We start from the raw sequence: 22910 nt of genomic DNA on the forward strand, positions 1-22910 counted from the left end.
AGATCATCCACGCCGCACTGGTGGCACTCAACATCCGCAAGAGTGATGCCGAATACCGCTGGTACGTCTACCACCACATCTGATCGACGCGGGCGGGGAGCGTGGCGACGCGCTCCCCACCTTTGGGGGAGGCACCTGATGACCGGTCGCGACGACCCGGACCTGCTGGCGAACCTGCGTGCCCCCAACGCCGAGCACGACGGGGTGTTCTGGCACGGCGACCGGCGGCTGATGGTGTTCGACGCCGACGCGGCCAACCAGGCCAACGCCGAGAACTTCGCCGACCTGACGCTGCCCGACCGGTTCGTCGACCGGATCCGCGGCCGCCGCAGCCCGGCCGTGTCGTGGCGGCAGGTGCGTTCGCTGTGGCTGTCCCAGCTGCGGGTGCTCAGCGGGGAGGACCGGCTGCGCGCATTGACCGACCGCATGGCCGCGGCACTGGACAGTCGCCGCGACCAGCACGTGGACTTCGCGTGGCTGTCACACGAGGTGATGTTCCGCGCGCTGGTACCCGTAGTGCTCGACGGACTGTCCACTTCGGATCAGGCTTGGCTCGCTCGCGACGCGATCGCGAAGCTGACCCGACTGGACGCGGGCCCCGGCGGTCAGACCCGCCGGCAGCAGTGGCAGGCCATCGTCGCCCAGCTGCACACCGGTCGGGTCGTGCGCAAGGAGATCCGCCGCCGCGCACGTGGCCGGCACAGCCGCGTCGACCTCACGCAGCCCATCGTGGACCGGTTGCTGCCCTCGCTGGGCCCGGACCGGGCGTTGGAGGCGGTGACCACGGTCCTGACCGCGATCGCCGGGCCACCGGGCGCGGTCGCCGGCTGTCTGATGTACGAACTGGCGAAACGCCCCGAATGGGCGGCCACCCTGACCGCGGAGTTCGCGGCCGGTTCCGCCGAGCAGCTCTACCGCACCGGCACCAGGTCCGCGCCGACCGCGCACCAGTTCGTGAAAGAGGTCCTGCGGATGTGGTCGGCGCCGCTGCTGATGACCCGCAGCGCCCGCGTTCCCCTGACGGTTCGCGCCAACCGGCTCGAGGTGGGCCGGCACTACCTGGTGAGCCCGTACCTGGTCAACCACGATGAGCGGCACTGGTCCGACCCCGACACGTTCGACCCGCACCGGTGGTCGGCCGAAGCCGCCCACCGCCCACCCGGCGGGCACTACTACGTGCCGTTCGGCTGGGCGCCCACCACGTGCATCGGCGCCGGACTGGGGAGCATCCAACTGGTGCTGTTGACGTACCTGCTGTGCACCCGATTCCGGCTGGAGCTACGTGCGCCCGATGCCGCTCGGGTCTCCCTGGGGGCTGTGCCACGGCCTCTGGACTTCGACGGATGGGTCCGCCTTCGCCAACTTCCCGTGACCGACGCCACGTAACGCAGAAGTCCCTACCGGTCGATCCCGGAACAGTCCCCGCCGCGGTCAGTCGAGGGCAGGGACGGGTAACGGGCTCGTGGCCAGCACAGCCCGGATCTCCTCGGCCGGCACCGGGGGCGAGAACAGCCAGCCCTGGTAGGCGTCCACGCCCAGGTCTCGCAGCGCGGTGAACTGGGCCACGGTCTCGACCGCTTCAGCCACGCACTTGCGGCCCATCGCCCGAGTCATTGCCACGACCGCCCGTGCCACCGCGAAGTCCGAGGAGTCGTTGCCCACGTCGGAGACGAACCACCGGTCCACCTTGATGATCTGCGCCGGCAGGTCCCGCAGTCGCGCCAGCGACGAGTAGCCCGTGCCGAAGTCGTCCACCGCGAAACGGATGCCCCGGTCGACCAACTCGCCCATCGACTGCCGCACCCGCGAGGGCAAGCCGACCAGCGCCGTCTCCACCAGTTCGAGCACGACCCTGTCCCACGGGATGCCGGCCTCGTCGATGGCGTCCGCCACGATGTCCACGAACTCCGGGTCGCCGGGCACCAGCCCGGCGAGGTTCACCGCCACCGACACCGGCTGGTCGTTCGGCGCGGGCCACGTGACGGCTTCCTTCAACGCCCGGCGGAGCACCCACCGGTCCAGCTCGCGCAGCAGGTCGCCCTGCTCCGCGACGGGCAGGAAGACGTCCGGCGACAGCAGGCCGCGGTCCGGGTGAGGCCAACGCACGAAGGCTTCGGCGGCCTGCACGGAGCCGTCCACGCCGACCACGGGCTGGAAGTGCAGCGCCAGGCCGTCGTGGGCCAGCGCCTCGCGCAGCTGGCCTTCCAGGTGCACCTGCCGGTCGGCGGAGGCGATCAGTCCCGCCGACGCCAGCGAGACCCGTCCCGCGCCGAACCGCTTCGCCTCGAACATCGCCGCGTCCGCGAAGCGCAGCAGGTCGTTGCCCGTCACCTGCGAGTCGTGAGGTACCGCGGCGCCGATCGACGCCGACACCCGGACCAGTTGCCCGTGCACGGGAACGGCCGTCCGCAGCACGCCCGCGACCCGGGCGGCGAGCGCGTCGACGCCGCCGACCTCGTCGATGTCCGAGCAGATGATCACGTACTCGTCACCCGACAACCGAGCCGCGGTGCAGCCCTCCGGCAGAGCGGCCTCCAGCCGCCGGGCCAGCGCGACCAGCAGCTCGTCACCGGCGTCGTGCCCCAGGGAGTCGTTGACGCGCTTGAAGTTGTCGACGTCGCAGAACAGCACCGCCACTCGCGAGCGGTCCTCGGAATCCAGCAGGGTCGTCAACATCTCCTTGACCAGCGCACGGTTCGGCAGCCCGGTCAGCTCGTCGTGCGTGGCCTGGTGGCGCAGCGCCTCGGCGGTGCGGCGACGCTCGGTGACGTCCTGGAAGGCGACCAACCAGGTCGGCCCGCCGTCGCGTTCCCGGGAGAGCGTGATTCGCAACTCGCAGTACACGATCCCGCCATCCGACCGCACCAGGATCCGTTGCGGGACCTCGTGCGCGGGATCCCCGGTCTCGCGGGCCGCCCTCAACCACCGGCCGTCGTCGTCGGGATGGGTCAACTGCTCAGCGGTCATGCCTCGCAACTGCTCCAGTTCCAGGCCGAGCAGATCGCACAGCGCGTCGTTGGCGTCCACCAACCGGTCCGCCTCGTCGAACAGGCCCATGCCCACCGGGGAAAGGGAGAGCACGTCGGTCATGAGACGGGCCGGGTCGTCCATGCGGTGAGGGGTGAAGACCACCCACTGGTTCGGCCCCCTGCGCTTCGCCGCGTCCAAAGCCGCTCTGGCGTCACGCAGCAGCTCGCTGACAATGCTCCGCGCGGTCTCACGCATGACGATGCCCGCTGCGGCGGGCAGCGTCAGCACGACCTCGTCGACCGGGATCGGTGCAGCCACCTCCGCCAGCAGCCGGCGCGTCAGCTCGATCAACTCGACGTCGTCGCGCGGCTCCGCAACCGCGATGACGAAACCGGTGCCCAGGACGGTGAGGAAGCCTGAGTCGGGTAGCACACGCGCGAGGCGGGCACGCGCGACCGCCAACACCTGGTATTCCCTCTCGCCGAGGGTGTCGTTGAAGGCGACTGGTCCGTCGAGTTCCAGGTGGCACAACCCGACGCGGGTCACGGAGCCGGTCAGGACCCCCGCCAACCGGTCGAGGAACCAGTCGAGATCGAGCACGCGACTCGACAGCACGACGCCGGCTCCGCCGGCCTCCAGATCGGCGAGTTCGCGTTCCTGTTCGTCCAAGAACCGCTGCACGCGGTCCAGGCCGGCCGCCGTGTCACCGAGGACGTCGTCGTGGGAGGGGATCGCGCTGTCCGGTTCCGCCCCAACTGTGGGCAGGCCTGGATCGTGCAGGCCGACCCGACGCAGCGAGTTCTCCAACTCGAGGATCTTCGCTTGGGCGCCTTCGGCCAGGGCGGTCGCGCGACGCCGTTCCTCCTGCGCCTGGCCGAGTTGTCCCTCTGCCCGCCCACGTTCCTGTTCGGCCGTCGACAGCCGCCTGCGGGTGGCCGTCAACTCGGTGCGGTGGTCGGCGATCTCCGCCAGGTAGCGGTCGCGTTCTCCGGTGAGCTGCGAGATCAGGGCGGACAACCGGATCAGCACCACGCGCAGGACCAGGATCACTTGGGAAGCGCGGTGCTCCACCTGGGCACTCTCCAGCATCATTCTGCGCGCGTCGTTGAGTTCCTCCATCACGGCGATGAGCTGACGTTGCGCCTGAATGGTCTCCGCCTGCGCCTGCACCAGCCGGACCTGCCCGTCAGGGAGCACGAGGTCGTGGGTGAGGCTGATGGTCGCGTCACGAGCGGCTTGCACGATGATGGCCGGGGATGACGCCTGAGCGCGCTGCCCGACGCCGCCGTTGTCGGCGAGTGGGGGCTCGCCGTCGTCTGTGGGCGGGACACCGTCATGCATCGGTCGATTGTGCCGCATCCGCACCGAGGTGCTGAGCCATGACCGCGACGTCAGTCGCCCGAACCGATGCACAGGAACGGCCGGTGCAGTGGATCGGCTGCCACGATCCGGGCGAGTGCCCTGCTGGGCGCCTCACCCGCGGCCAGGGCTGTGTGCAGCTCGGTCATGACGGTGAACGTGGTCCGCTCGGTCACCTTCGTCACCGCGACGACGACGGTCCGCACCCCGGCGACGAGCAGTCCGTTGGCGAACCCGAGCGCGTCCTCCGCCGACACGCGTTCGCCCGTGCCCTGGAGCACGACCAGGGCGGGCGGTTCCTCCAGCTCGCCGAACTCGTGCGCGAGCAGCGCGCCGTCGGCGAGCACGACCTTGGAGAAGGCGAAGTTCTCCGGTTCGTGCTCCCGCTGCGCCACCACGTGCACGAAACGCGCTCCGTCGGCGCGTTCCAGCACCGTGCGAACCTCCGGGGCGACGATTTCGGCGCGCGCGTGCAGCCCCGCCAGCTCGACGATGTCGGCACGGTCCGTCCGCGCACCCGGCCCGATCACGAACAGGCCCCGGTCCGACCGCGGCGGCTCGACCCGACGTCGGGCGGCCGACCACGCGGTGACCGACGGCGCCACGACCAGCGGCCGGCCGCGCAACGACGGCAGCGCCGACCACGCGACACCCGCCAACGGCTCGGCGGGGACGACCACCAGCTCGCGGTCCCCGATCAGCTCCAGCAACGGCATGACGACGTGCCGGTCCAGGTTTCCCGCGGACCGTCCGGCCTGCGCGGAGGTCAGCCCCGCCACCCGGCCGGACCGGCCGTCCTCCGGCGCGGCGAAACGCAGGTCCGCCCGTAACAGCCTGACGTGCTCGACCACGTCGCCCAGGACCAGGTCCACGACGTGTGCGCGGCCTCCCGCGACCACGGTCGCGATCAGTTGGCGCTCGGTCGCCGCGAACCCGATCAGGGCACGCTCACCGAGCTGCTCCACGACCGCGTCGAGTCCCGTGACTTGCTCGCTGCCGAGGAACCCCTGCCGTTGCGGCCGGAACTGCTCGGAAAGCTCGAACACCCTGCGGGGGTCGTCGTCGCGCAGGGCGATGCGCAGCGCCAACGCCCGCAGGGCGCGTCCGTACATGGTGCTCGCGGGCGCGGCGCCGATGCCGGCCGTGCGGCCGTCGGACTGGCCGACCGCCACGTACCCCTCCGCGGCGAGCGCGACCGCCACCTCGGGTTCGCCGAACCGCTCCAGCAACTCGGCCTCGCACAGCACGTGCAGCAGCCGCTGGTCGGCCGGCGTGCCCACGCTCGGCGCCGCGACTTCGTTGAACAGCTCTTCGGCGCGGGCAAGCTTCCCGGCCGCCACCGCCACCCGGACCCCGAGCAGCCGTGCGTAGTCGGCCTCTTCGAGCATCTCCAGCTCGTCCAGGTCCGACGCCGTCGACAGCGCCTTGTCGATCGTCCAGTTGGGCGAGGTGTTCGAGGTGTCGAGCGCACTGGTGCACAGCGCGGCCAGGGAGGTCAACGAGCAGACAGCCGCGGCCTTGGCGTCCTTGAGCTTGTCGAACGCCGCCTGCGCCGAACGCGCCAGCCGGATCGCCCGTGACGGGTCGCCGCACGCCATCGCGGCGACCGCGGTGAGCCGGTGCACCTCGGCCAGCTCCCAGGTCATGCCGGCGAGCCGCAACTGGTCCCCGAGCAGCGACAGCGACTGCAACGCCCTCGCGTGCAGCCCGGCCGCGACCTTCGCCTCCTCCTCGTCCAGCCTGATCCGGTACCAGTAGCGCCGCCGGCCCTCCTTGAACACCGGCGCCGCGGCCACGAAGTGCCGCAGCGCCACGGGCAGGTCCCCGGCGGCACGGGTCAGCACACCCAGGTCGTGGGCGAGGTAGCCGACCTCGTCCGGCGCGATCCCGTGGCGGCGCGCGTGATCGAGGACGGCCTCCAGGTTGAGGCGCTCGGTGGCGAACCAGCCCCGGTGCGGCGTGACGCCGCCGGTCGGCGCGGCTGTCGCACGCCGATGGCTCTGCCTGCCACCGGTCACCTGCTTCACGGCGTGGGCGGTCAGCCGGCGGTAGTGGCCGAACAGCCGGGAGAACGACCGCTCCGCCGCGGCGGCGGTGAAGTGCTCGGCGGCCAGGTCGTGCGCGTACGCGGCGAGCAGGTCGTGGGTGCGCAGCCGCCCGTCGGCGACCACCTCCACCAGGTGCACCCGCACCAGGTCGTCGACCGTCCGCTGGACCTCGTCCACGGGCAGGTCGGCCAGCGCGGCGATCGCGGGCACGTCGTACTCGCGCCCCGGGTGCAGGCCCAGGAACCGGAACACCAGGCCGCACCGCTCGTCCAGCGCCTTGAGCGACCACGAGAACACCGTGCGGATGCTGTGGTCGTCGTCCGCCATGCCGAGCAGGCGGCGTTCGTCGGCCAACTCCTCCGCGATGTCGGCCAACGGCGTCCGCGACCGCACCGCCGCGATCTCGGCCGTGATCCCCAGCGCGAGGGGCAGGTTCGAGCAGCTGCGCACCAACGCCTTGGCCGCGGCCCCGTCCTCGTCCACCCTGGGCCCGATCGTCACCCGCAGCAGCCGCAACGCGTCCTCGAGCGGCAGCAGGTCCAGGTCCACGCCGTGCGCGCCGTAACGGACCCGCAGGGTCGACATGCGGTCACGGCTCGTGACGACGACGAAGCACGACGCGCTGCCGGGCAGGAGCGGCAACACCTGGTCGACCCGGCCCGCGTTGTCCAGCACCACCAGGATCCGCCGGTCGGCCACCAGCGTGCGGTAGCGTGCGGCGCGCTCGTCGCCGTCACTGGGGATGTCCGTGACACCCAGCGCCCGCAGGAAACCGGCCAGCACGTCGTGCGGGGACAACGGCGGCTCGCGGTCGTAGCCGCGCAAGTCGACGTAGAGCTGCCCGTCGGGGAACTGGTCTTCCACCCGGTGCGCCCAGTGCACGGCCAACGCCGTCTTGCCGACCCCGGCGGTGCCGGACACGGCGGAGATCACCACCCCGGAGGTACCGCCGCGCAACCGCGCGTCCAGCTCCCCCAACTCGGGCTCGCGCCCGGTGAAGTTGCCGGTCGCCAACGGCAGCTGCCGCGGCTGCCGCACGGGCACGGCGGTGGTGATGTGCACACCGCCCGGGATGTCCCGTGCCTGCACGACGTTCCCGCTGGGACCGGAGACCGAGTTCGAGTGCCCGGTCACATCGTCCCCACCGACCACCACGACCTCCGTCTGCTCACCGAAGGCCGCCCACGGTAGCCGCACCCGCCGTCCGACCACTACGCGACCGGACTCCGGCGGGACCCTCTCGCGGAGAGAGGCGGGTCGGGCGAACCGGTGAGGTTGGTCGGCGACTCTAGGACGGTGCGGGCTAGATGCGGAGGATCCATTGTTCGCATCGTGCTTGGTCACCGAGGCTGGTGTCGACCAGGTCGGGCAGGCGACGGGCGCTCAGTCGGTAATCGCCGGGCGCGGGCAGGTCGACGGTGATGTCGGCCGGGCTTCCGGTCGAGGCGGCCAGGAGAAGATTACCGGAATCAGTGCGGAATCCGCCGGTGTAAGAGTGGTCCTCGGCGTTGTCCGGTCCGGGGTCGGTGTCGTGGAGGTTCACGACCACGTCGGCTTCGAGGTTGCGGTCCGTGGCGTGGAACATGGCTCCGCCGGCACCGCTGACCGCGATCCAGCGCGAGTCCGTCGTACCGAGACCCGCCGCCGAGGAGTGTCCGGAGACGTCGAACAGCACGAAGTGCCCGAACTCCACGGGCAGGCGTGCCCGCCACGTGCGTCGCACCGCGGGTCGCTGTTCGGTCATCGTGTCCACTACTCGCCGGTCGTATCGGTTACCCACTGCAGCGTGAGCGCAGGTCGAGCTAGCGCTCGATCGCCCGGTGGGATCGTGCTCGTTGGCGGTCGGCAGCGCCGTCAGTGCTCGGCTGGGGTGAGGGCGTTCGCGCAGGCGGCGAGGTCTTGGCGCAGGCGGTCGGGATGGCCGGTCGGCAGGGCGGCGAGCATTCGGCGTTCGACGTCGGCCACGGCGTGGCTGGCTTGGGCGAGCAGGTGGGCGCCGCGATCGGTCAGTTGGGTGGGAAGTGCCCGTCCTTGGGGTGCGGTGGACGGGCGGGTGAGCAGGCCGCGGTCTTGGAGGCCTTGGAGGACGGTGTGCATGGACTGGCGGGTGACGAAGGCGCCGCGGGCCAGTTCGGCGGCGGAGAGGCCTTGACGTTGGCCGAGCAGTTCGAGGCAGGCGTACTGCGGCACGCTCAGCTCCAGCGGTCGCAGGGCCGCGTCCATCGCGTTGCGCAGGGCGGCAGCGGCTTGTTTGAGGACGTAGCCGACCGACGAGTCCAAGTTCACTCGCTCTTGCGTCATGTCAGGAGTCTGACATAGCGTTCGGGATGTCAGGAACCTGACATCGAAGAGAGGGCAACCCCATGGCCACGGTGACCGGACCCGACTTCATCGCACTGCAGGTGCGCGACGTGGACGCGGCAGCCACGTTCTACGAAAGGCATCTCGGGCTGCGCCGTGCCCCGGCGAGCCCGCCGGGCGCGGTCGTGTTCACCACTGCCCCGGTACCTTTCGCGGTACGGACACCACTGCCGGGTGTCGATCTGGACGCCGTCGCGCCGCGACCAGGAGCGGGCGTGGCGTTGTGGTTGCACGCCGACGACGCCCAACAACTGCACGACCACCTGGCCGACGCCGGAGTGCCGATCCTGACCCCGCCCGCCGACGGCCCGTTCGGGCGGACCTTCACGTTCGCCGACCCGGACGGGTACGCCGTCACCATCCACGACCGCGCCTGACAACAGGACGCCGCAATCGGTCGCACCAGGTCAGTCCACTGTGTACTCCAGGCCAGGTCAAGAAGAGATCCGCGTCCTGGCCACCTGCGCCAACAGGCGGGCGGTGCGGGCGGGGTCGCCGTGCTGGTGTTCCCAGTTGGCTGCCGCGAGCCGGCGCAGCAGCACGTAGAACGGAATCAGCTCGTCGAAAGCGGCCGCTTCCGCCCTCGTCGGCGCGTAGCCCTCCAGCACCGCGGGCAGCAGGTCTTCGTCGGCGACCGCGAACACCGCCAGGTCCATCGCGGGGTCGCCGGCGCTGACGTCCTCCAGGTCGATCAGGCCGGCGATCCGGCCGTCACGCACGACGAAGTGGTCGGGGCGGCCGTCCAACAGCGTCAGCGTGCCGCGGCCGGTCATCAGCGGCTGGAGGCGCCGGCACCAGTCCTGGATCTCGGCGCACCGCTGCGCCGGCACCCCGGCGAAGTCGGCCAGCCAGTCCAGGACCCAGGTGGTCCAGTCCGTCATCCACTCGCCGATCGTGTCCGGTCTGCTCTCGGGCACGGCGTGCACCCGGCGCAGCAGCCGGCCCGCCTCGCGCAGCGCCGACGGCGGGCCGGCCGCCGTCAGCGGCTCACCCTCGATCCACCGCAGCACCAGGTGGGACGGGGTGTCATCGCGACTGCCGTGGACCTCCGACACCGGCAGGCCCGCCGAGCCGAGCCGGGCGGTCGCCGCCCGTTCCCGCACGAACGCCCCCGGCCGCTCGTCGGCCTTCACCACGAAGCCGCCGACCCGCGCGACCAGCCGGCCGGGCCGATCGACGTGGAGGGTCACCGGCCCGGTCGGCAGACCGTGGTCGGCCACGACGGCGTCCGGGGCGACGAGCACACGGCCGATTCTGGGTGAACGATCAAGCCTGCGCCAGCGAATTCCGCCCGCCGGCGGTCAGCCGCGCACGTGCAGCCCGAACCCCGTCCGGCCGGCGGGCTCCAGTCCCTCCTTCAGCTGGAGCGACGGGATCTCGTAGTCACCGAAGTTCTGCCGCCGGTACGCGATCGGCTCGGTCGACTCCAGGGTGAGCAGGCGGTGCTCCCACGCCTTGGCGACGTCGGGGTAGTCCTCGACGGTCATCCGGTCGGTGCCGTACAGCACGAACGGCGGCAGCACCTCGATGCCCGGGTAGTAGAGGATGCCGTGCTGGATCGGGAACAGCAGGTCGTCCATGGGGCCGTTGATGCCACGAGCGGCGTAGTGCGACTCCGGACCGCCGGCGGTCACCGACAGCACCGCCTTCCTGCCCGCGAGGGTGCCTTCGCCGAAGCGCTCGCCGTACTTGGTGTCGCTGTGCTCGCCGACGCCGTACGCGAAGTGGTAGGTGAACACCCGGTCCACCCAGCCTTTGAGGATCGCGGGCATGGCGTACCACCACAGCGGGAACTGGAAGATGATCGTGTCGGCCCACAGCAGCTTCTCCTGCTCGGCGAGGACGTCCGGGGTGAGCGTCCCGGCGTCGAAGGCACGACCCGATTCCCAGGCGACTTTCAACGGGCTGGAGACGTCGGGACCGTAGTCCGCGGAGTCCACGACCGCCTTCCAGTTCATCGCGTACAGATCGCTCACCCGCACCTCGTGCCCGGCGGCCTCCAAGGTCGACACCGCGAGGTCCTTCAGCGAGGCGTTCAGCGACTTCGGCTCCGGGTGGGCGTAGACGATCAGCGTCTTCATGGAACTCCTTCGGATGAGGTGCCTCCGATTCTGGGAGCCGCGGCGCCCGGCGTTCAGGGGTGCTTCTTCCATCGGTCCGGACTTCCTGGTAATGGCAGGACCACCTTCACCGGCGCCACCGAGGCCATACTGGGGACGTGGACGATCTCGCGGGCTTCCTGCGGACCCGGCGTGCCCGGGTCGACCCGGCGGCCGTCGGCATCCCGACCGACAGCCGCCGTCGGGTCGAAGGGCTGCGCCGTGAAGAGGTCGCGCACTTGTCCGGCGTCAGCGTCGACTACTACGTGCGCCTGGAGCAGGGCCGCGCGACCCAGCCCTCCGAGCAGGTCCTCGACGCGCTCACCGGCGTCCTCGGCCTCGACGAGACCGAACGCGGGCACCTCTACCGGCTCGCCCGGCAGCGCCGCCGCCGCGCGAAGGCGCCGGGCGGGCGGGTCCGGCCGGAGCTGCTGCGCGTCCTCGGCCTGGTCACCGACGCACCGGCGCTGATCATGGACCACCGCTTGGACGTGCTCGCCGGGAACCGCCTCGCCGGGCTCCTCTACGGCAGGCCGATACCGGGCCTGAACGCCGCCCGGCACCTCTTCCTCGAGGAGACCGAGCACGGCCTCTACGCGGACTGGGAGAAGTGCACCCGCGACGTGGTCGGGCACCTGCGCCTGGCCGCCGGCAAGTACCCGGACGACCCGCGCCTGGCCTCGCTCATCGGCGAGCTGGCGATGAGCGGCGAACGCTTCCGCCGGCTCTGGGCCCGCGCGGACGTGCGCGCTCGCGCACATGGGCGCAAGGCGTACCGGCACCCACTGGTCGGGCTGCTCGACCTGCACCAGGAGAACTTCGCGCTGCCGGACGAGCCGGGCATGGAGCTGCTGGTGCTGTCCGCGGCCCCGGGCAGCCCTTCCGAGGACGGGCTGCGCCTGCTCGCGGGCCTGGGCGCGGGCTGAGCAGGGGGAGGTCGGACAGGCGACCGCGCCCAATAGACTCCGGTCTCATGGGGATCTTGACGACGGCGATCCGCGCCGGCCGCGTTGTCGGCTGTGCGCCGTGGTGACCGCGCGGCGTGTGGCGTTGGTGCTCGTCCCGGTTGTCCCGGTCGTCGCGGTCATGGTGGCGGCGGGTTTGTGGATCGCCGAGGTCGGTCGCCTCGAGGGTCCGGGTGACGCGGCCAGTCTCCGCGCCGAGCTGTCGGTCGAGGGGTTCGACCGGGTGGCGATGCTGCCGGACGCGGACGTCTTCGCCGGTCCGGCCGGGACTGCCGTGACTACCGTGACTGTCTCCGGTCCCGGTGCTCCCTGGCGGGAGGGTGGGACGACGGTGGACCTGCCGGAGGAGCTGCAGCGCGGGTTGGACGTCGTGGTGTCGGGGCGGGCCGGCAGCGATTGCCTCGCTCAGGTCGCGAGGGTTCGCCGTGACGCGCTGCCACGCGAAGCGCTGCGATCGGTTCCGCAGTCCGAGGTGGACGGTGCGGCGGCCGGAGATCGTGACCTGCTCTACGCGTGGGTCACCTGCGGGGGCGGTTGACCCGGTAGTCGTCCCTTCGCCTCCTGTCACACCGTCATGTGCTCGAGCCCGCTTCCCAGACCGACACGTGCTTGGTGCTCTCGGCCGTGAACTCCGAGCGGTCCCAGTCGGCCCAGCGGTGCTTCAGGCTCATCCCGGCGATGCGCGCCATGAGGTCCAGCTCGGCAGGCCAGGCGTAGCGGAAGGGAATGCGGCGGAACCGGCCCGTCCCGTCCGGTGACACGGTGACGTGGTTCGACGTGAACTCCTGCGTGACGACGTCGTACTGGTCGAACCCGACGTAGCCGCCACCGTCGACGCCTGGCGCCACCGTGAACGGGACGGTGTCCTGCCCGGGCGGCAGGCGACGCAGGTCCGGCAAGCCCACCTCGACGAGGAACAGCCCGCCCGGTCGCAGGTGCGCGGCCGCGTTGCGGAACACGTCGACCTGCCCGTCCTGGGTGGTCACGTTGTCGATCGTGTTGAACACCAGGTAGACCAGCGAGAACCGACCGGCCACCCGCGTGGTCGTCATGTCGCCGATCGTGACGTCGACCGCGTCGCCACCCGGCTTGTCCGCGATCCGGGCCGCCATCGCCCGACTCAGCTCGATGCCGCTCACCGGCACGCCGCGAGCGGCCAGCGGCGCGGCGACCCGACCGGTCCCGACCGCGAACTCCAGCACCGGGCCGTCGGCCAAGTCCTCGAGCACGTCCACCGCGGCCGTCACCGCCTCGGGCGCGTTCGCGCCGCCCGGGGTGTCGTAACGCGCGGCCACGCTCTCGGGGAACCAGCCGTCCGCCGGGTCGTCTCCCGCATCCGCCTCACCGATCACGGTCACCGACGCTACGCCCGCGGCCGTCCGCCGCTCACCCCATTTTCGACGCCCGGTCACCCGTTGAGGACGAGCGCACGCCGTGTGCCGCCAATCGTGTGAATCCGCCTCGAAATCCCGCAGCCGCTGGTCAGCGCCGGTATCCATGCCTTCGCGCGAGCTGTCGCGAGTGCGGGGGTGGCGGCGAGGTGGTGGAGGTCCGACTGCTGGGCGAGGTGGCCGTGCTCGTGGACGGCCGCGGGCTCGACCTGGGTCCGGCACGGCAGCGGTGCGTGCTGGCCGCGTTGGCAGTGGACGTGGGCCGGGTGGTCTCGGTGGACGTCCTGACCGAACGGGTCTGGGGTGAGCGCCCGCCGCGGCGGGCGCGGGCGACGCTGGTGAGCTACCTGTCCCGGCTCCGCCAGGTGCTGGCCGCGGTGGGTGCGGCGCACGTCGTTCGTGCGGCGGGCGGTTACTCGCTGGAGGCCGGGCGGTCCGCGGTGGACCTCCACGTGTTCCACGACCTGTGTGCGCGTGCCCGTGCCGGCGACGACCGGCAGAGGGTGGCGCTGCTGGAGGAAGCACTGGGGTTGTGGCGCGGGGAGGCGTTGTCCGGGCTCGACGGCGACTGGTCCGCGACCGAACGCGACCGGCTGCACCAGCTGCGCCTGAACGCCGAGCACGACCTCGCCGACGCCCTGCTGCGGCTGGGGCACGGCGAGGATCTCCTGGCCGGGTTGTCCGCGAGCGTCGCCGACCACCCGTTGGACGAGCGGGTGGCCGGCCAGTACCTGCTCGCCCTGTACCGCGCCGGCCGTGCGGCCGACGCGTTGGAGCACTACCGGCGGGTCCGGGAACGGCTGGTGGAGGAGCTGGGCACCGACCCCGGCAGAGCACTGCAGGAGCTGCACCGGCGGATCCTCACCGCCGACCCCGCCCTCACCGCCGCGCCGGCGGACACCACGCCCGTCACCGTGGCATCCGAGTCGGTGGTGCCCAGGCAACTGCCTGCGGCTCCCACACCGTTCGTCGGCCGCGGCGGCGAGCTGGACCGGCTCGACGCAGCCCTGCGGACCGCCTCGGACGCGTCGACCACGGTCGTCATCTCCGCGATCGCCGGCGCGGGCGGGATCGGCAAGACCTCGCTGGCGCTGCATTGGGCCCACCGGCACGCCGACCGGTTCCCCGACGGGCAGCTGTTCGTGAACCTGCGCGGGTTCAGCCCCGACGGCGAGCCGATGGACCCGGCGGTGGCGCTGCGCGGACTCCTCGACGCCCTCGGCGTCGAACCCGGCCGCATCCCCGCCGACCTCCACGCGCGGGCCGCCCTGTTCCGCAGCCTCCTGGCGGACAGGCGGATGCTGCTGGTCCTGGACAACGCCGCCGACACCACCCAGGTCGCCCCACTACTGCCCGGCGACCGGTCGTGCACCGTCGTGGTGACCAGCCGCAACCGGCTGTCGGGCCTGATCACCGGACACGGAGCCCGCAACCTGTCCGTCGACACCCTCACCGACACCGAAGCCCGCGCCCTGTTGACCGACCGACTCGGCACGGCACGGGTCGGCGCGGAGCCGGCGGCGGTGGAGGAGCTGATCAGGCTGTGCGGCGGCTTCCCGCTGGCGTTGAGCATCATGGCCGGCCGCGCCCACACCCACCCGCACTTGACCCTCGCCGCCCTCGCCGCCGAGCTGCGCGACAGCGCGATCGACACGCTCGACGACACCGACCCGACCGCGAGCCTGCCCGCCGTGCTCTCCTCCTCCCACCGCGCGCTGACCGGGGAACAGGCCCAAGCGTTCGGACTGCTCGCCATCGCACCCGGACCCGACATCGGCCTGCCCGCCGCCGCCAACCTCACCGGTCTCACGTCGGCCCGGACCAGGACCGTGCTGCGCGCGCTGGAACAGGCGTCACTGATCATCCAAGACGCCGACGGCCGCTACCGCATGCACGACCTCGTTCGCGCCTACGCCACCACCACTGCTCACAGCGACCTGTCGGACGACATGCGAAAGGCGGCGCTGGAGCGGGTGGTGGACTTCTATCTCCGCACCGCCCAGGCCGCCGACCACCTACTGGACCCCAGCCGCGATCCGATCCGGCTCGACCCCGGTGCCCACCCCCAGCCGCTGCCCGACCACCCGTCCGCGCTGGCCTGGCTGGACATCCACCACCCCCACCTACTCGCTGCCCAACACGCCGCCACCGCCCACCACAGCCACCAGGCCGTGTGGCACCTGGCCTGGACCCTGCACACCTTCCACCGGCGGCGCGGGCACCGTCACGACGAGCTCGCCGTGTGGCAGGCCGCCGCCGACGCCGCCACCCACCTGCCCGACCCCGCCACCCGCATCCGTGCCCACCGGTTCCTCGGCCACGCCCACGCCGAGTTGAAACGGCACGAGCAGGCCATCAGGCACCTGCACCAAGCCCTCGCCCTGGCCGAACACCACCACAACCCAACCCAGCAGGCCCACACCCACCGCGCCCTCGCACAGGCGTGGGTGCGGCAGGGGGACGACCGGCAGGCCATGGAGCACGCCCGCCACGCCCTGCACCTCGACCGCACCCTCGACCAACCGGTGCGGGAAGCCGACGCGCTCAACTCGGTGGGCTGGTTGGCCGCGCGCCTGGGCGACTACGACACCGCCCGCACCCACTGCCAGGCCGCCCTCACCCTGTACCGACAGCACCACGACCCCGAAGGCGAGACGAACGCCCTGGACAGCCTGGGCTTCATCGCCCACCACACCGGTCACCACGACCAAGCCCTCCACCACTACCAGCGGGCCCTCACCCTGCGCCGCGCTCTCGGCAACACCACCGCGGCCGCCGACACCCTCGACAACCTCGGCCACCCACACTCCGCCCTCGGCCACCATGACCAAGCCCGCTCGGCCTGGCAGGAAGCCCTTGAGCTGTACCGGCGACAAGGGCGCGACGACGACGCTGAACGCGCACTGCGGCAACTCGACGCCCTCGACCAACCCGACGGCGGATAACCCGTGAATTGCGGTGTCCGCAGACCTTTCGTGTGACGAACCTTTGCCGTCCGCTAAATAGTGGATTCCTCGTGGTGCGTGAACCGGCCCGTGGCCGTGCCGCGACGACGCGGTCACGGGCCGGTGGTCACCAATAGAGGTAAGGCGTACTGGCAATTCATCCGGGTGGCGACCTGTCAGTCCGGGTCGTCGGCGGCACCGACGGCGTCGTCGACGTCGGTCTCGCCCTGGGTGCGCACGTGCCCGTGCTCCGGCGGTGGGGGTTCTGGCGGGTTCTCCGGTTGTTCGCTCATGCCCCCAGTCTCGACCGGTGACTTCCGCTCCGCACGACGAAGCGAGGACGCGAGCAGGTGCCGTTGCCGGCGCGTCTTTGTCGAATTCGATTTGACCGACGGTGACTCCTCCTTCCGATAGTGTGGTGAGTCGAAGGCTCGGAGTCGCGAAGGGCTGGGTGGTCCCGGGTGGCGGATCGGGTTGTGGTTGATCTTGACGCCACTGCGCTGAATCTGCCGTTGGGCGGCGCCGAGCTGGAGGACCTGCGCTGGTACCTGGAGGACTACCTGCGGGCGCCGTACGGCGTCTACGAGACCAGGGGTCCGCGGATCGCCGAGCTGCTCCCCACGTGGGGACGGGCCATGTTCGCCGCCCTGCTCGGGTCCGGTCCGGCGCGGGAGGCGTACGTCGGGTTCCGGACCCGGGCCACGACCGACCTGGAGATCGTGCTGTCCTCGGCGCTGCCGGAGCGGTTGGGGATGCCGTGGGAGTTGCTGCGCGACCCGCACCTGCCCAAGCCACTGGCGCTGGACGGGGTCGGGTTCAGCCGCACGTTGCCGGGTCGGCACCGTGACGACCCGGTCGCGGTGCAGGGGCAGAAGCTGCGGGTGCTGATGGTGATCGCCCGTCCGCGCGGCGCGTCGGACGTGGGCTACCAGGTGATCGCGCGCCCGTTGCTGCGCCGGCTGGAGGCGGTGCGCGGCCCGGTGGAGTTGGAGGTGCTGCGCCCGCCCACGCTGGAGGCGTTGGACTCGGCGTTACAGGCCGCACGTCAGGCGGGCAGACCGTTCCAGATCGTGCACTTCGACGGGCACGGCGCGCTGACGGGCGGGACGGGGGTGCTGCACTTCGAACGGCGCGGCGAGCCGGCCCACCGCGTCGCCGAAGTGCTGAACAGGGCGCAGGTGCCGGTCGTGGTGCTCAACGCCTGCCAGTCGGGGGCGCTCGGCAAGCACCTGGAGGCGGCCGTGGCCACCCAGCTGCTCGCCGGCGGCGCGCTGGCCGTGGTCGCCATGGCCTACAACGTGTACGCGGTGGCCGCGGCCGAGTTCATGACGGCCTTCTACGAGCGGCTGTTCGCCGGTGACACGGTCGGCGGCGCCGTGCGCGCGGGGCGGGCGCGCCTGGCCCAACGACCGGGACGACCCAGCCCGAAGGGCGAGCTGCCGCTGGAGGACTGGGCCGTCCCGGTGCACTACGCGCGCTGCGAGGTCCGCTTCCCGCAACTCCACGCGGCGCCCGGCGCCACCGTGCCGGACGCCGTCGACCGCCCCGGCACGGAGCACCCCGAACCGCAGGACGACCCGCTGGAGCCGACCGAGGAGTTCGTCGGCCGCGACGGCCTGGTGCATACCTTGGAGACCGCCGCCGGCACGAGCCGGGTGATCCTGCTGCACGGCCCGGCGGGCACCGGGAAGACCGAGCTGGCCAAGGCGTTCGGGCGCTGGTGGCGTGACACCGGTGGCGTCGACCAGCCGGAACGGGTGCTCTGGCACGCGTTCGAACCCGGTCTCGCGTCGTTCGGCCTGCCCGGCGTGATCTCGGCGATCGGGCTGCGCGTCTTCGGTGCGGACTTCGCCAGGAACGACCCGGACCGCCGCCGCGAGCTGGTCCAGGACGAGCTGCGCACCCACCGGTGCCTGCTGATCTGGGACAACTTCGAGTCCGTCGCGTCCATGCCCGACCCCGCCACGCCCGTGGACGACGCCGGGCGCGCCGAGCTGAAGAACTTCCTGGACCAGGTCGCCGACGGCCGGAGCACGGTCCTGATCACCAGCCGGACCGGGGAACGCTGGCTCGGCGACGTGCACCGGGTCGCCGTCGGCGGCCTGACCGGTGACGAGGCCATCGACTACGCCGACCACCTGCTGGCGCCGTTGCCCGCCGCCACGCCCCGGCGCGCCGACCGCGCGTTCGGCGACCTGCTGGAGTGGCTGCACGGCCACCCGCTGAGCATGCGGGTGATCCTGCCCCACCTGGAGACCACCGACGCCGCGACGCTGCTGTCCGGCCTGCGCGGCGCCGTCCCCCTCCCCGAAACGCCCGGCGGCGATCCCGACGACCGGTTGCCGGCCGGCCTCGCCTACTCGCTCGGCCACCTCGACGCCGCCGACCGCCGTCTGCTGGTCGCGGTCGGGCTGTTCGACGGGCTGGTCGTCGCGAGCATGCTCGCCGCGTTCTCCAAGATCAAGACGACCCCGCGGCGGTTCCGGGACGTCGACGCCGATCGGTGGAAAGCGGTGCTGGACCGGGCGGCCCACGTGGGGTTGCTCACCACGCTCGGTGTCGGCGCATACGGCGTCCACCCGGCGTTGCCCGCCCATCTCGCCGGCCGATGGCGTGCCGAGGACCCCGATGACTTCCCGGCACAACGCGCTGCCGCGGAGCACGCGTTGCTCGTCGCCTACACCGCGTTCTGCGCGCTGATGGGCAAGGAGGTCATGGCTGGTGCGACCGGCGACACCTACCGGGTCATCGGCCTGCACCGCAGGATGCTGAGCCACCTGCTCGGCCACGCCGTGGAGCACCGCTTGTGGGCGCAGGCGGGGACCCTCTTCTCCACGCTCAGGGAGTTCTGGAACCGCCGTGGTCTGACCGCGGAGACCCGTACCTGGATCGGTCGCATGATGGCGGCGCTGAGTTCGCCGGACGACGGCCCGCCGCCGTTCGGCGAACTCTCCGGCAAGCTCTGGCTGTTCCTGGTCGACGCCCTGGCCGACGACCTGACCCGCACCGGCCAACTCGACGCCGCCACCACCGTCTGCGAGGAGGCGCTCGTCCAGCTCGCCGACCAGCCCGGGGGCGCGCTGGAACGGGACACCCGTGCCGGCCTCTGCTACCGGCTCGGTCAGGTGGCACAGCAGCGCGGGCAGCGCGAGGACGCGGAGCGGTGGCACCGCGAAGCCCTCACCATCCACGAAGAGCTGGACAACCGGCACGGCATCGCCACCGCGCTCACCGAACTCGGCAGCGTGGCCAGGAAGTGGGCCCGGTGGGACGAGGCCGAGCGCCACCTCGACAGGTCCCTCGCCTTGCGGAGGGAGCTGGGCGATCGGCGCGGCACGGCCATCACCCTCGACCAGCTCGGCGACGTGGCACAGGCCCGCGGGCGGTGGGACGACGCGGAAGAGCGGTATCGCGAGTCCCTCGACCTCATGGCGGAGCTGGGCGACCTGGACGGCAGGGGCCGCGCGTACCACGAGCTCGGCATGGTCTCGATCCGGCGATATCGGTTCGACGCCGCCGCACTGTGGTTCCACCAGGCCCTCGACATCGCCGAAAGGCTGAACGACCCGCGCGCGAAGGCGGCCTCCTACCACCAGCTCGGCATGGTGGCGCAGGTGCGCGGGCAGTTCGACGAGGCCGACGAGTGGTACCGCCAAGCCCTGGGCATCAAGGAACGGCTGCGCGACCGATCCGGCATGGCCGCGTCCTACCAGGCGCTCGGAGCCCTGGCCATGCAGCGCAAGCAGCTCGCCGACGTCACGCGACACGTGGACCGGGCGATCGCCATCTGGAAGGACCTCGACGATCGGCGCAACGTAGCCGGTTCACACCTCCTGCTCGGCGAGGCGTTGCACGACCACGGGCACTGGGACGAAGCCGAGCGGAACTACCGCGAAGCCATCGCGATCCAGGAGGCGCTGAAGGACCACGTGCCGATGGCCGTCGCCTACGGGCAGCTGGGCCGACTCGCCGGGGACCGGGGTGACGCCGACGGCGCGCTGGAGTGGACCATTCGCAGCGTCGCGCTCTTCGAGCGGTTCCCGCACCGGACGACCGCCCCGGCGCACCACCAACTGGCGCGGTTGCACCGCGCGATCGGCGCGCAAGCGCTGGAACGACGCTGGACGGACATCACCGGCAGCCCGCTGCCCGCCGGGGTCCGGGAGTTCCTCGAAGCCAAGTCCAAGGAGGACAGTTGAGCCAGCAGAAACCGGTGACCCGCGACCCGATCGGCCGCACGGCGCGTGCCGCGGCCCGGCGACTCGCCCCCGACCACGGCCCGGAACTGGAGGCCCAGGTCGAAGCCGCGCTCTACGCCCGAAGCGCCAACCAGTACCTCGACCCGATCGCCCTCGGCTCCCTGATCGTCAGCGTCGCCACGCTGGCGTGGACCGTCTACAACGACGTGCGCGACAAATCCCCCAAGCCCTCGCGCGAGGCCATCACCGAACGAGTCCGGGCCGGCCTGAGCACCGACGACCCGAGCCCGGCAGACCTGGACAAGATCATCGACGCCGTGGTCGAAGAGATCACCGAGGACACCGAAGGCAACCGCTGACACCGTGCCGCCTCGGCCACTTGGCGCAATCGGCGATCGCCGAGGGGTCGGCCGTGGATGTTCGGCTGGTTGGTGCAGTCCGGGTTCGGGCCGAACCTGTGTGGTGCGGGTGCGGGGCTGGTGGCTTTATGGTGGTTCGCACCCGGTGCTTTGGGAGCCGCCTGTGTCTGGTCTCGGGGACCGCGCCCTCGTCCGCCGCCGCGCGACCTCATGACCGCACCGGTAATCCACTCGGTGGCCGACGCCGAACGCCTGGCGGCCGAGCACCTGGCCCCCGAGGTCCGGGACTTCGTCTCCGGCGGAGCGGGCGACGAGGTCACGCTCGCCGCCAACCGCGCCGCGTTCGACCGGGTGTCCGTGGTGCCCAGGTCACTGGTCGACGTGTCCCGGTGCGACACCGGCCGCGACCTGTTCGGCGCGTGGTCGTCGCTGCCGCTGGCGATCGCGCCGATGGCGTACCAGCGCCTGGTCCACCCGGACGGGGAGAGCGGTGTCGCGCGGGCGGCCGCGGCGGCGGGGGTGCCGAACGTGCTGGGCATGCTCGGCGCCGAGCCGATCGAGGACGTGGCGGCGGCCGGTGGCGCGCACTGGCTCCAGCTGTACTGGCTCAAGGACCGGCAGGTCGTCGCGGACCTGCTCCGGCGGGCCGAGGGCGTCGGCTGTCGCGCGGTCGTCCTCAGCGTCGACGTGCCGGTGATGGGGCGGCGCGTCCGGGACCTGCGCAACGGGTTCGCGCTGCCGCCCGGCATGCGGCCGGTCAACATCGGCGGTGACGTCGGCGAACGCCGGGCCGGCGATTCAGCGGTGGCCCGGCACACCAGCGCCGTCTTCGACCCCTCCCTGAAGTGGAGCGACCTCGACTGGATCAAGGAGCACACGCGGCTGCCGCTGGTGCTGAAGGGAATCCTGAGCCCCGAGGACGCCCGTCAGGCCGTCGAGTCCGGTGTGGACGGTCTCGTGGTCTCCAACCACGGCGGGCGCCAGCTCGACGGCGCGGTGCCCTCCCTCGACATCCTTCCCGACGTGGTGGACGCGGTGGGCGGCCGGTGCCGGGTGCTGCTGGACAGCGGAGTGCGCACCGGGGTCGACGTCCTGCGGGCGCTGGCGCTGGGCGCGGACGCGGTCCTGCTCGGCCGCCCGGTGCTGTGGGGCCTCGCGGCGGCCGGGCGGCCGGGCGTCACCGCGGTGCTCGACGTCATCCGGCAGGAGTTCGAGACCGCGCTCCGGCTCGCCGGCTGCCGGGACGTCGAGGACGCGCGCCGGCTGCGCACGGTCAGGGTGTGAACCGCGCCCGCAGGTAGGCGGCGACCTCGGCGTGCGCCTCGCGGGCCGCGCCGAGGACTTCGGTCATCGCGAAGAACCCGTGCGCCATGCCGGGATAGCGCGTCGAGACGACGTCCACGCCCGACGACGCCAACCTCCGCGCGTACTCCTCGCCCTCGTCGCGCAACGGGTCGTGCTCGGCGGTCACGACCAGCGCAGGCGGCAGCCCCGACAGGTCGTCGGCGCGCAACGGCGACGCCAGCGGGTCGAGCCCGTCCGCCGGGTCGGCCAGGTAGTGCGACCAGTACCACGCCACCGAGTGCCGGTTGAACAACCCCGGGTCGTCGCTGTCGCGCAACGACTCCGTGTCCGCGCGGTAGTCGGTGTTGGGGTACACGAGCACCTGTGCGGCCAGCGACGGGCCGCCCCGCTCGCGGGCCAGCAGCGTCACGGCCGCCGTGAGGTTTCCGCCCGCGCTGTCACCGGCCACGGCCAACCGACCGGGGTCGACCCCGAACTCGTCGGCGTGCTCGGCGATCCACGCCACGGCCGCGTAGCTGTCGTGCACGGCCGCCGGGAACCGGTGTTCGGGCGCGAGCCGGTAGCCCACGGTGATCACCTGGCACGGCACCGCGTTGGCCAGCGACCGGCAGATCCCGTCGGACGTCTCCACGCTGCCCAACGCCCACCCACCGCCGAACAGGTACACCAGCGTCGGCAGCGGACCGGTGTCGTCGGTCGGCCGGTAGACGCGCACCGGCAGGTCGCCGCCCGGTCCGGGGACGTGGCGGTCCACCACGTGCCGCACCGGCTCGCCCGCGCCCGCACCCGCCCGGACGGCGGCCAGGTCGGCGGCGCGGGCCTGCTCGACGGTCAGCGTGTAGAGCGGCGGCACGCCGTCCGCGACGCGGCGGGCGCGCAGCTGCGCCACCTGGGGGTCCAGCGGCACGG

The 22910-nt window shown here is 72.1% G+C and carries 16 protein-coding genes; 8 read left to right on the forward strand and 8 right to left on the reverse strand.

What is annotated here, in order from left to right; genetic code table 11:
* Window positions 1–138 precede the first annotated feature (138 nt).
* Complete coding sequence (locus ADK67_RS25400) at window positions 139–1386, forward strand: cytochrome P450 (protein ID WP_053719012.1); 1248 nt, start codon at window positions 139–141, stop codon at window positions 1384–1386.
* A gap of 45 nt (window positions 1387–1431) precedes the next feature.
* Here ADK67_RS25400 and ADK67_RS49310 read toward each other — a convergent pair whose 3' ends face one another.
* The 4 genes from ADK67_RS49310 to ADK67_RS25420 form a co-directional block, all read right to left on the reverse strand.
* The gene (locus ADK67_RS49310; protein WP_197289603.1) at window positions 1432–4311 is read right to left on the reverse strand and encodes a putative bifunctional diguanylate cyclase/phosphodiesterase; all 2880 of its coding nucleotides are present in this window, start codon (window positions 4309–4311) and stop codon (window positions 1432–1434) included.
* Between the two features lie 50 nt (window positions 4312–4361).
* Window positions 4362–7529, reverse strand: coding sequence for a CHAT domain-containing protein (locus tag ADK67_RS25410; protein WP_197289604.1), 3168 nt, complete (start codon window positions 7527–7529; stop codon window positions 4362–4364).
* A gap of 151 nt (window positions 7530–7680) precedes the next feature.
* Window positions 7681–8052: a hypothetical protein gene (locus tag ADK67_RS25415; protein ID WP_157620823.1), complete on the reverse strand. Its 372-nt coding sequence runs from the start codon at window positions 8050–8052 to the stop codon at window positions 7681–7683.
* A gap of 179 nt (window positions 8053–8231) precedes the next feature.
* Window positions 8232–8678: a MarR family winged helix-turn-helix transcriptional regulator gene (locus tag ADK67_RS25420; RefSeq protein WP_053719015.1), complete on the reverse strand. Its 447-nt coding sequence runs from the start codon at window positions 8676–8678 to the stop codon at window positions 8232–8234.
* 62 nt (window positions 8679–8740) lie between these two features.
* On the opposite strand from ADK67_RS25420, the gene ADK67_RS25425 reads away from it, so the two are divergent.
* The gene (locus tag ADK67_RS25425) at window positions 8741–9115 is read left to right on the forward strand and encodes a VOC family protein (RefSeq protein WP_053719016.1); all 375 of its coding nucleotides are present in this window, start codon (window positions 8741–8743) and stop codon (window positions 9113–9115) included.
* 57 nt (window positions 9116–9172) lie between these two features.
* Here ADK67_RS25425 and ADK67_RS25430 read toward each other — a convergent pair whose 3' ends face one another.
* On the reverse strand, window positions 9173–9982 hold the full coding sequence (locus ADK67_RS25430) for a phosphotransferase family protein (RefSeq protein WP_053719017.1): 810 nt from the start codon (window positions 9980–9982) through the stop codon (window positions 9173–9175).
* A gap of 57 nt (window positions 9983–10039) precedes the next feature.
* A complete protein-coding gene (locus ADK67_RS25435) occupies window positions 10040–10819 on the reverse strand; it encodes an NAD(P)H-dependent oxidoreductase (protein ID WP_053719018.1) in 780 nt (259 codons plus the stop codon).
* Window positions 10820–10956: 137 nt separating this feature from the next.
* On the opposite strand from ADK67_RS25435, the gene ADK67_RS25440 reads away from it, so the two are divergent.
* A complete protein-coding gene (locus ADK67_RS25440) occupies window positions 10957–11763 on the forward strand; it encodes a helix-turn-helix transcriptional regulator (protein WP_053719019.1) in 807 nt (268 codons plus the stop codon).
* A 103-nt stretch (window positions 11764–11866) separates the two neighbouring features.
* Window positions 11867–12340: a hypothetical protein gene (locus ADK67_RS25445; RefSeq protein ID WP_157620824.1), complete on the forward strand. Its 474-nt coding sequence runs from the start codon at window positions 11867–11869 to the stop codon at window positions 12338–12340.
* A gap of 34 nt (window positions 12341–12374) precedes the next feature.
* On the opposite strand, the gene ADK67_RS25450 is transcribed toward ADK67_RS25445, so the two are convergent.
* The gene (locus ADK67_RS25450; RefSeq protein WP_157620825.1) at window positions 12375–13154 is read right to left on the reverse strand and encodes a methyltransferase domain-containing protein; all 780 of its coding nucleotides are present in this window, start codon (window positions 13152–13154) and stop codon (window positions 12375–12377) included.
* A 188-nt stretch (window positions 13155–13342) separates the two neighbouring features.
* Here ADK67_RS25450 and ADK67_RS25455 point away from each other — a divergent pair, with 188 nt between their 5' ends.
* The 4 genes from ADK67_RS25455 to ADK67_RS25470 all read left to right on the forward strand — a co-directional run bounded on the left by ADK67_RS25455 (window position 13343) and on the right by ADK67_RS25470 (window position 21980).
* Window positions 13343–16138, forward strand: a complete 2796-nt coding sequence (locus ADK67_RS25455; protein ID WP_331459338.1) for an AfsR/SARP family transcriptional regulator — start codon at window positions 13343–13345, stop codon at window positions 16136–16138.
* 476 nt (window positions 16139–16614) lie between these two features.
* A complete protein-coding gene (locus ADK67_RS25460; protein ID WP_157620826.1) occupies window positions 16615–20337 on the forward strand; it encodes a tetratricopeptide repeat protein in 3723 nt (1240 codons plus the stop codon).
* On the forward strand, window positions 20334–20696 hold the full coding sequence (locus tag ADK67_RS25465) for a hypothetical protein (protein ID WP_197289605.1): 363 nt from the start codon (window positions 20334–20336) through the stop codon (window positions 20694–20696). Before ADK67_RS25460 ends, ADK67_RS25465 begins: the two co-directional genes overlap by 4 nt.
* Before the next feature lie 210 nt (window positions 20697–20906).
* Entirely contained in the window at window positions 20907–21980 is a 1074-nt protein-coding gene (locus tag ADK67_RS25470; RefSeq protein WP_053719025.1) for an alpha-hydroxy acid oxidase, read from the forward strand.
* Here ADK67_RS25470 and ADK67_RS25475 read toward each other — a convergent pair.
* Window positions 21970–22908, reverse strand: a complete 939-nt coding sequence (locus ADK67_RS25475; protein ID WP_053719026.1) for an alpha/beta hydrolase — start codon at window positions 22906–22908, stop codon at window positions 21970–21972. The genes ADK67_RS25470 and ADK67_RS25475 overlap by 11 nt on opposite strands.
* Window positions 22909–22910: the final 2 nt, after the last annotated feature.

The sequence above is a fragment of the Saccharothrix sp. NRRL B-16348 genome, assembly GCF_001280085.1.
Classification (GTDB): domain Bacteria; phylum Actinomycetota; class Actinomycetes; order Mycobacteriales; family Pseudonocardiaceae; genus Actinosynnema.

Bases quoted from the DNA above. Each gene is read 5' to 3' on its own strand.
- ADK67_RS25400 (WP_053719012.1), top strand. From the start codon at position 139: ATGACCGGTCGCGACGACCCGGACCTGCTGGCGAACCTGCGTGCCCCC.
- ADK67_RS49310 (WP_197289603.1), bottom strand. From the start codon at position 4,311: ATGCATGACGGTGTCCCGCCCACAGACGACGGCGAGCCCCCACTCGCC.
- ADK67_RS25420 (WP_053719015.1), bottom strand. From the start codon at position 8,678: ATGACGCAAGAGCGAGTGAACTTGGACTCGTCGGTCGGCTACGTCCTC.
- ADK67_RS25425 (WP_053719016.1), top strand. From the start codon at position 8,741: ATGGCCACGGTGACCGGACCCGACTTCATCGCACTGCAGGTGCGCGAC.
- ADK67_RS25435 (WP_053719018.1), bottom strand. From the start codon at position 10,819: ATGAAGACGCTGATCGTCTACGCCCACCCGGAGCCGAAGTCGCTGAAC.
- ADK67_RS25470 (WP_053719025.1), top strand. From the start codon at position 20,907: ATGACCGCACCGGTAATCCACTCGGTGGCCGACGCCGAACGCCTGGCG.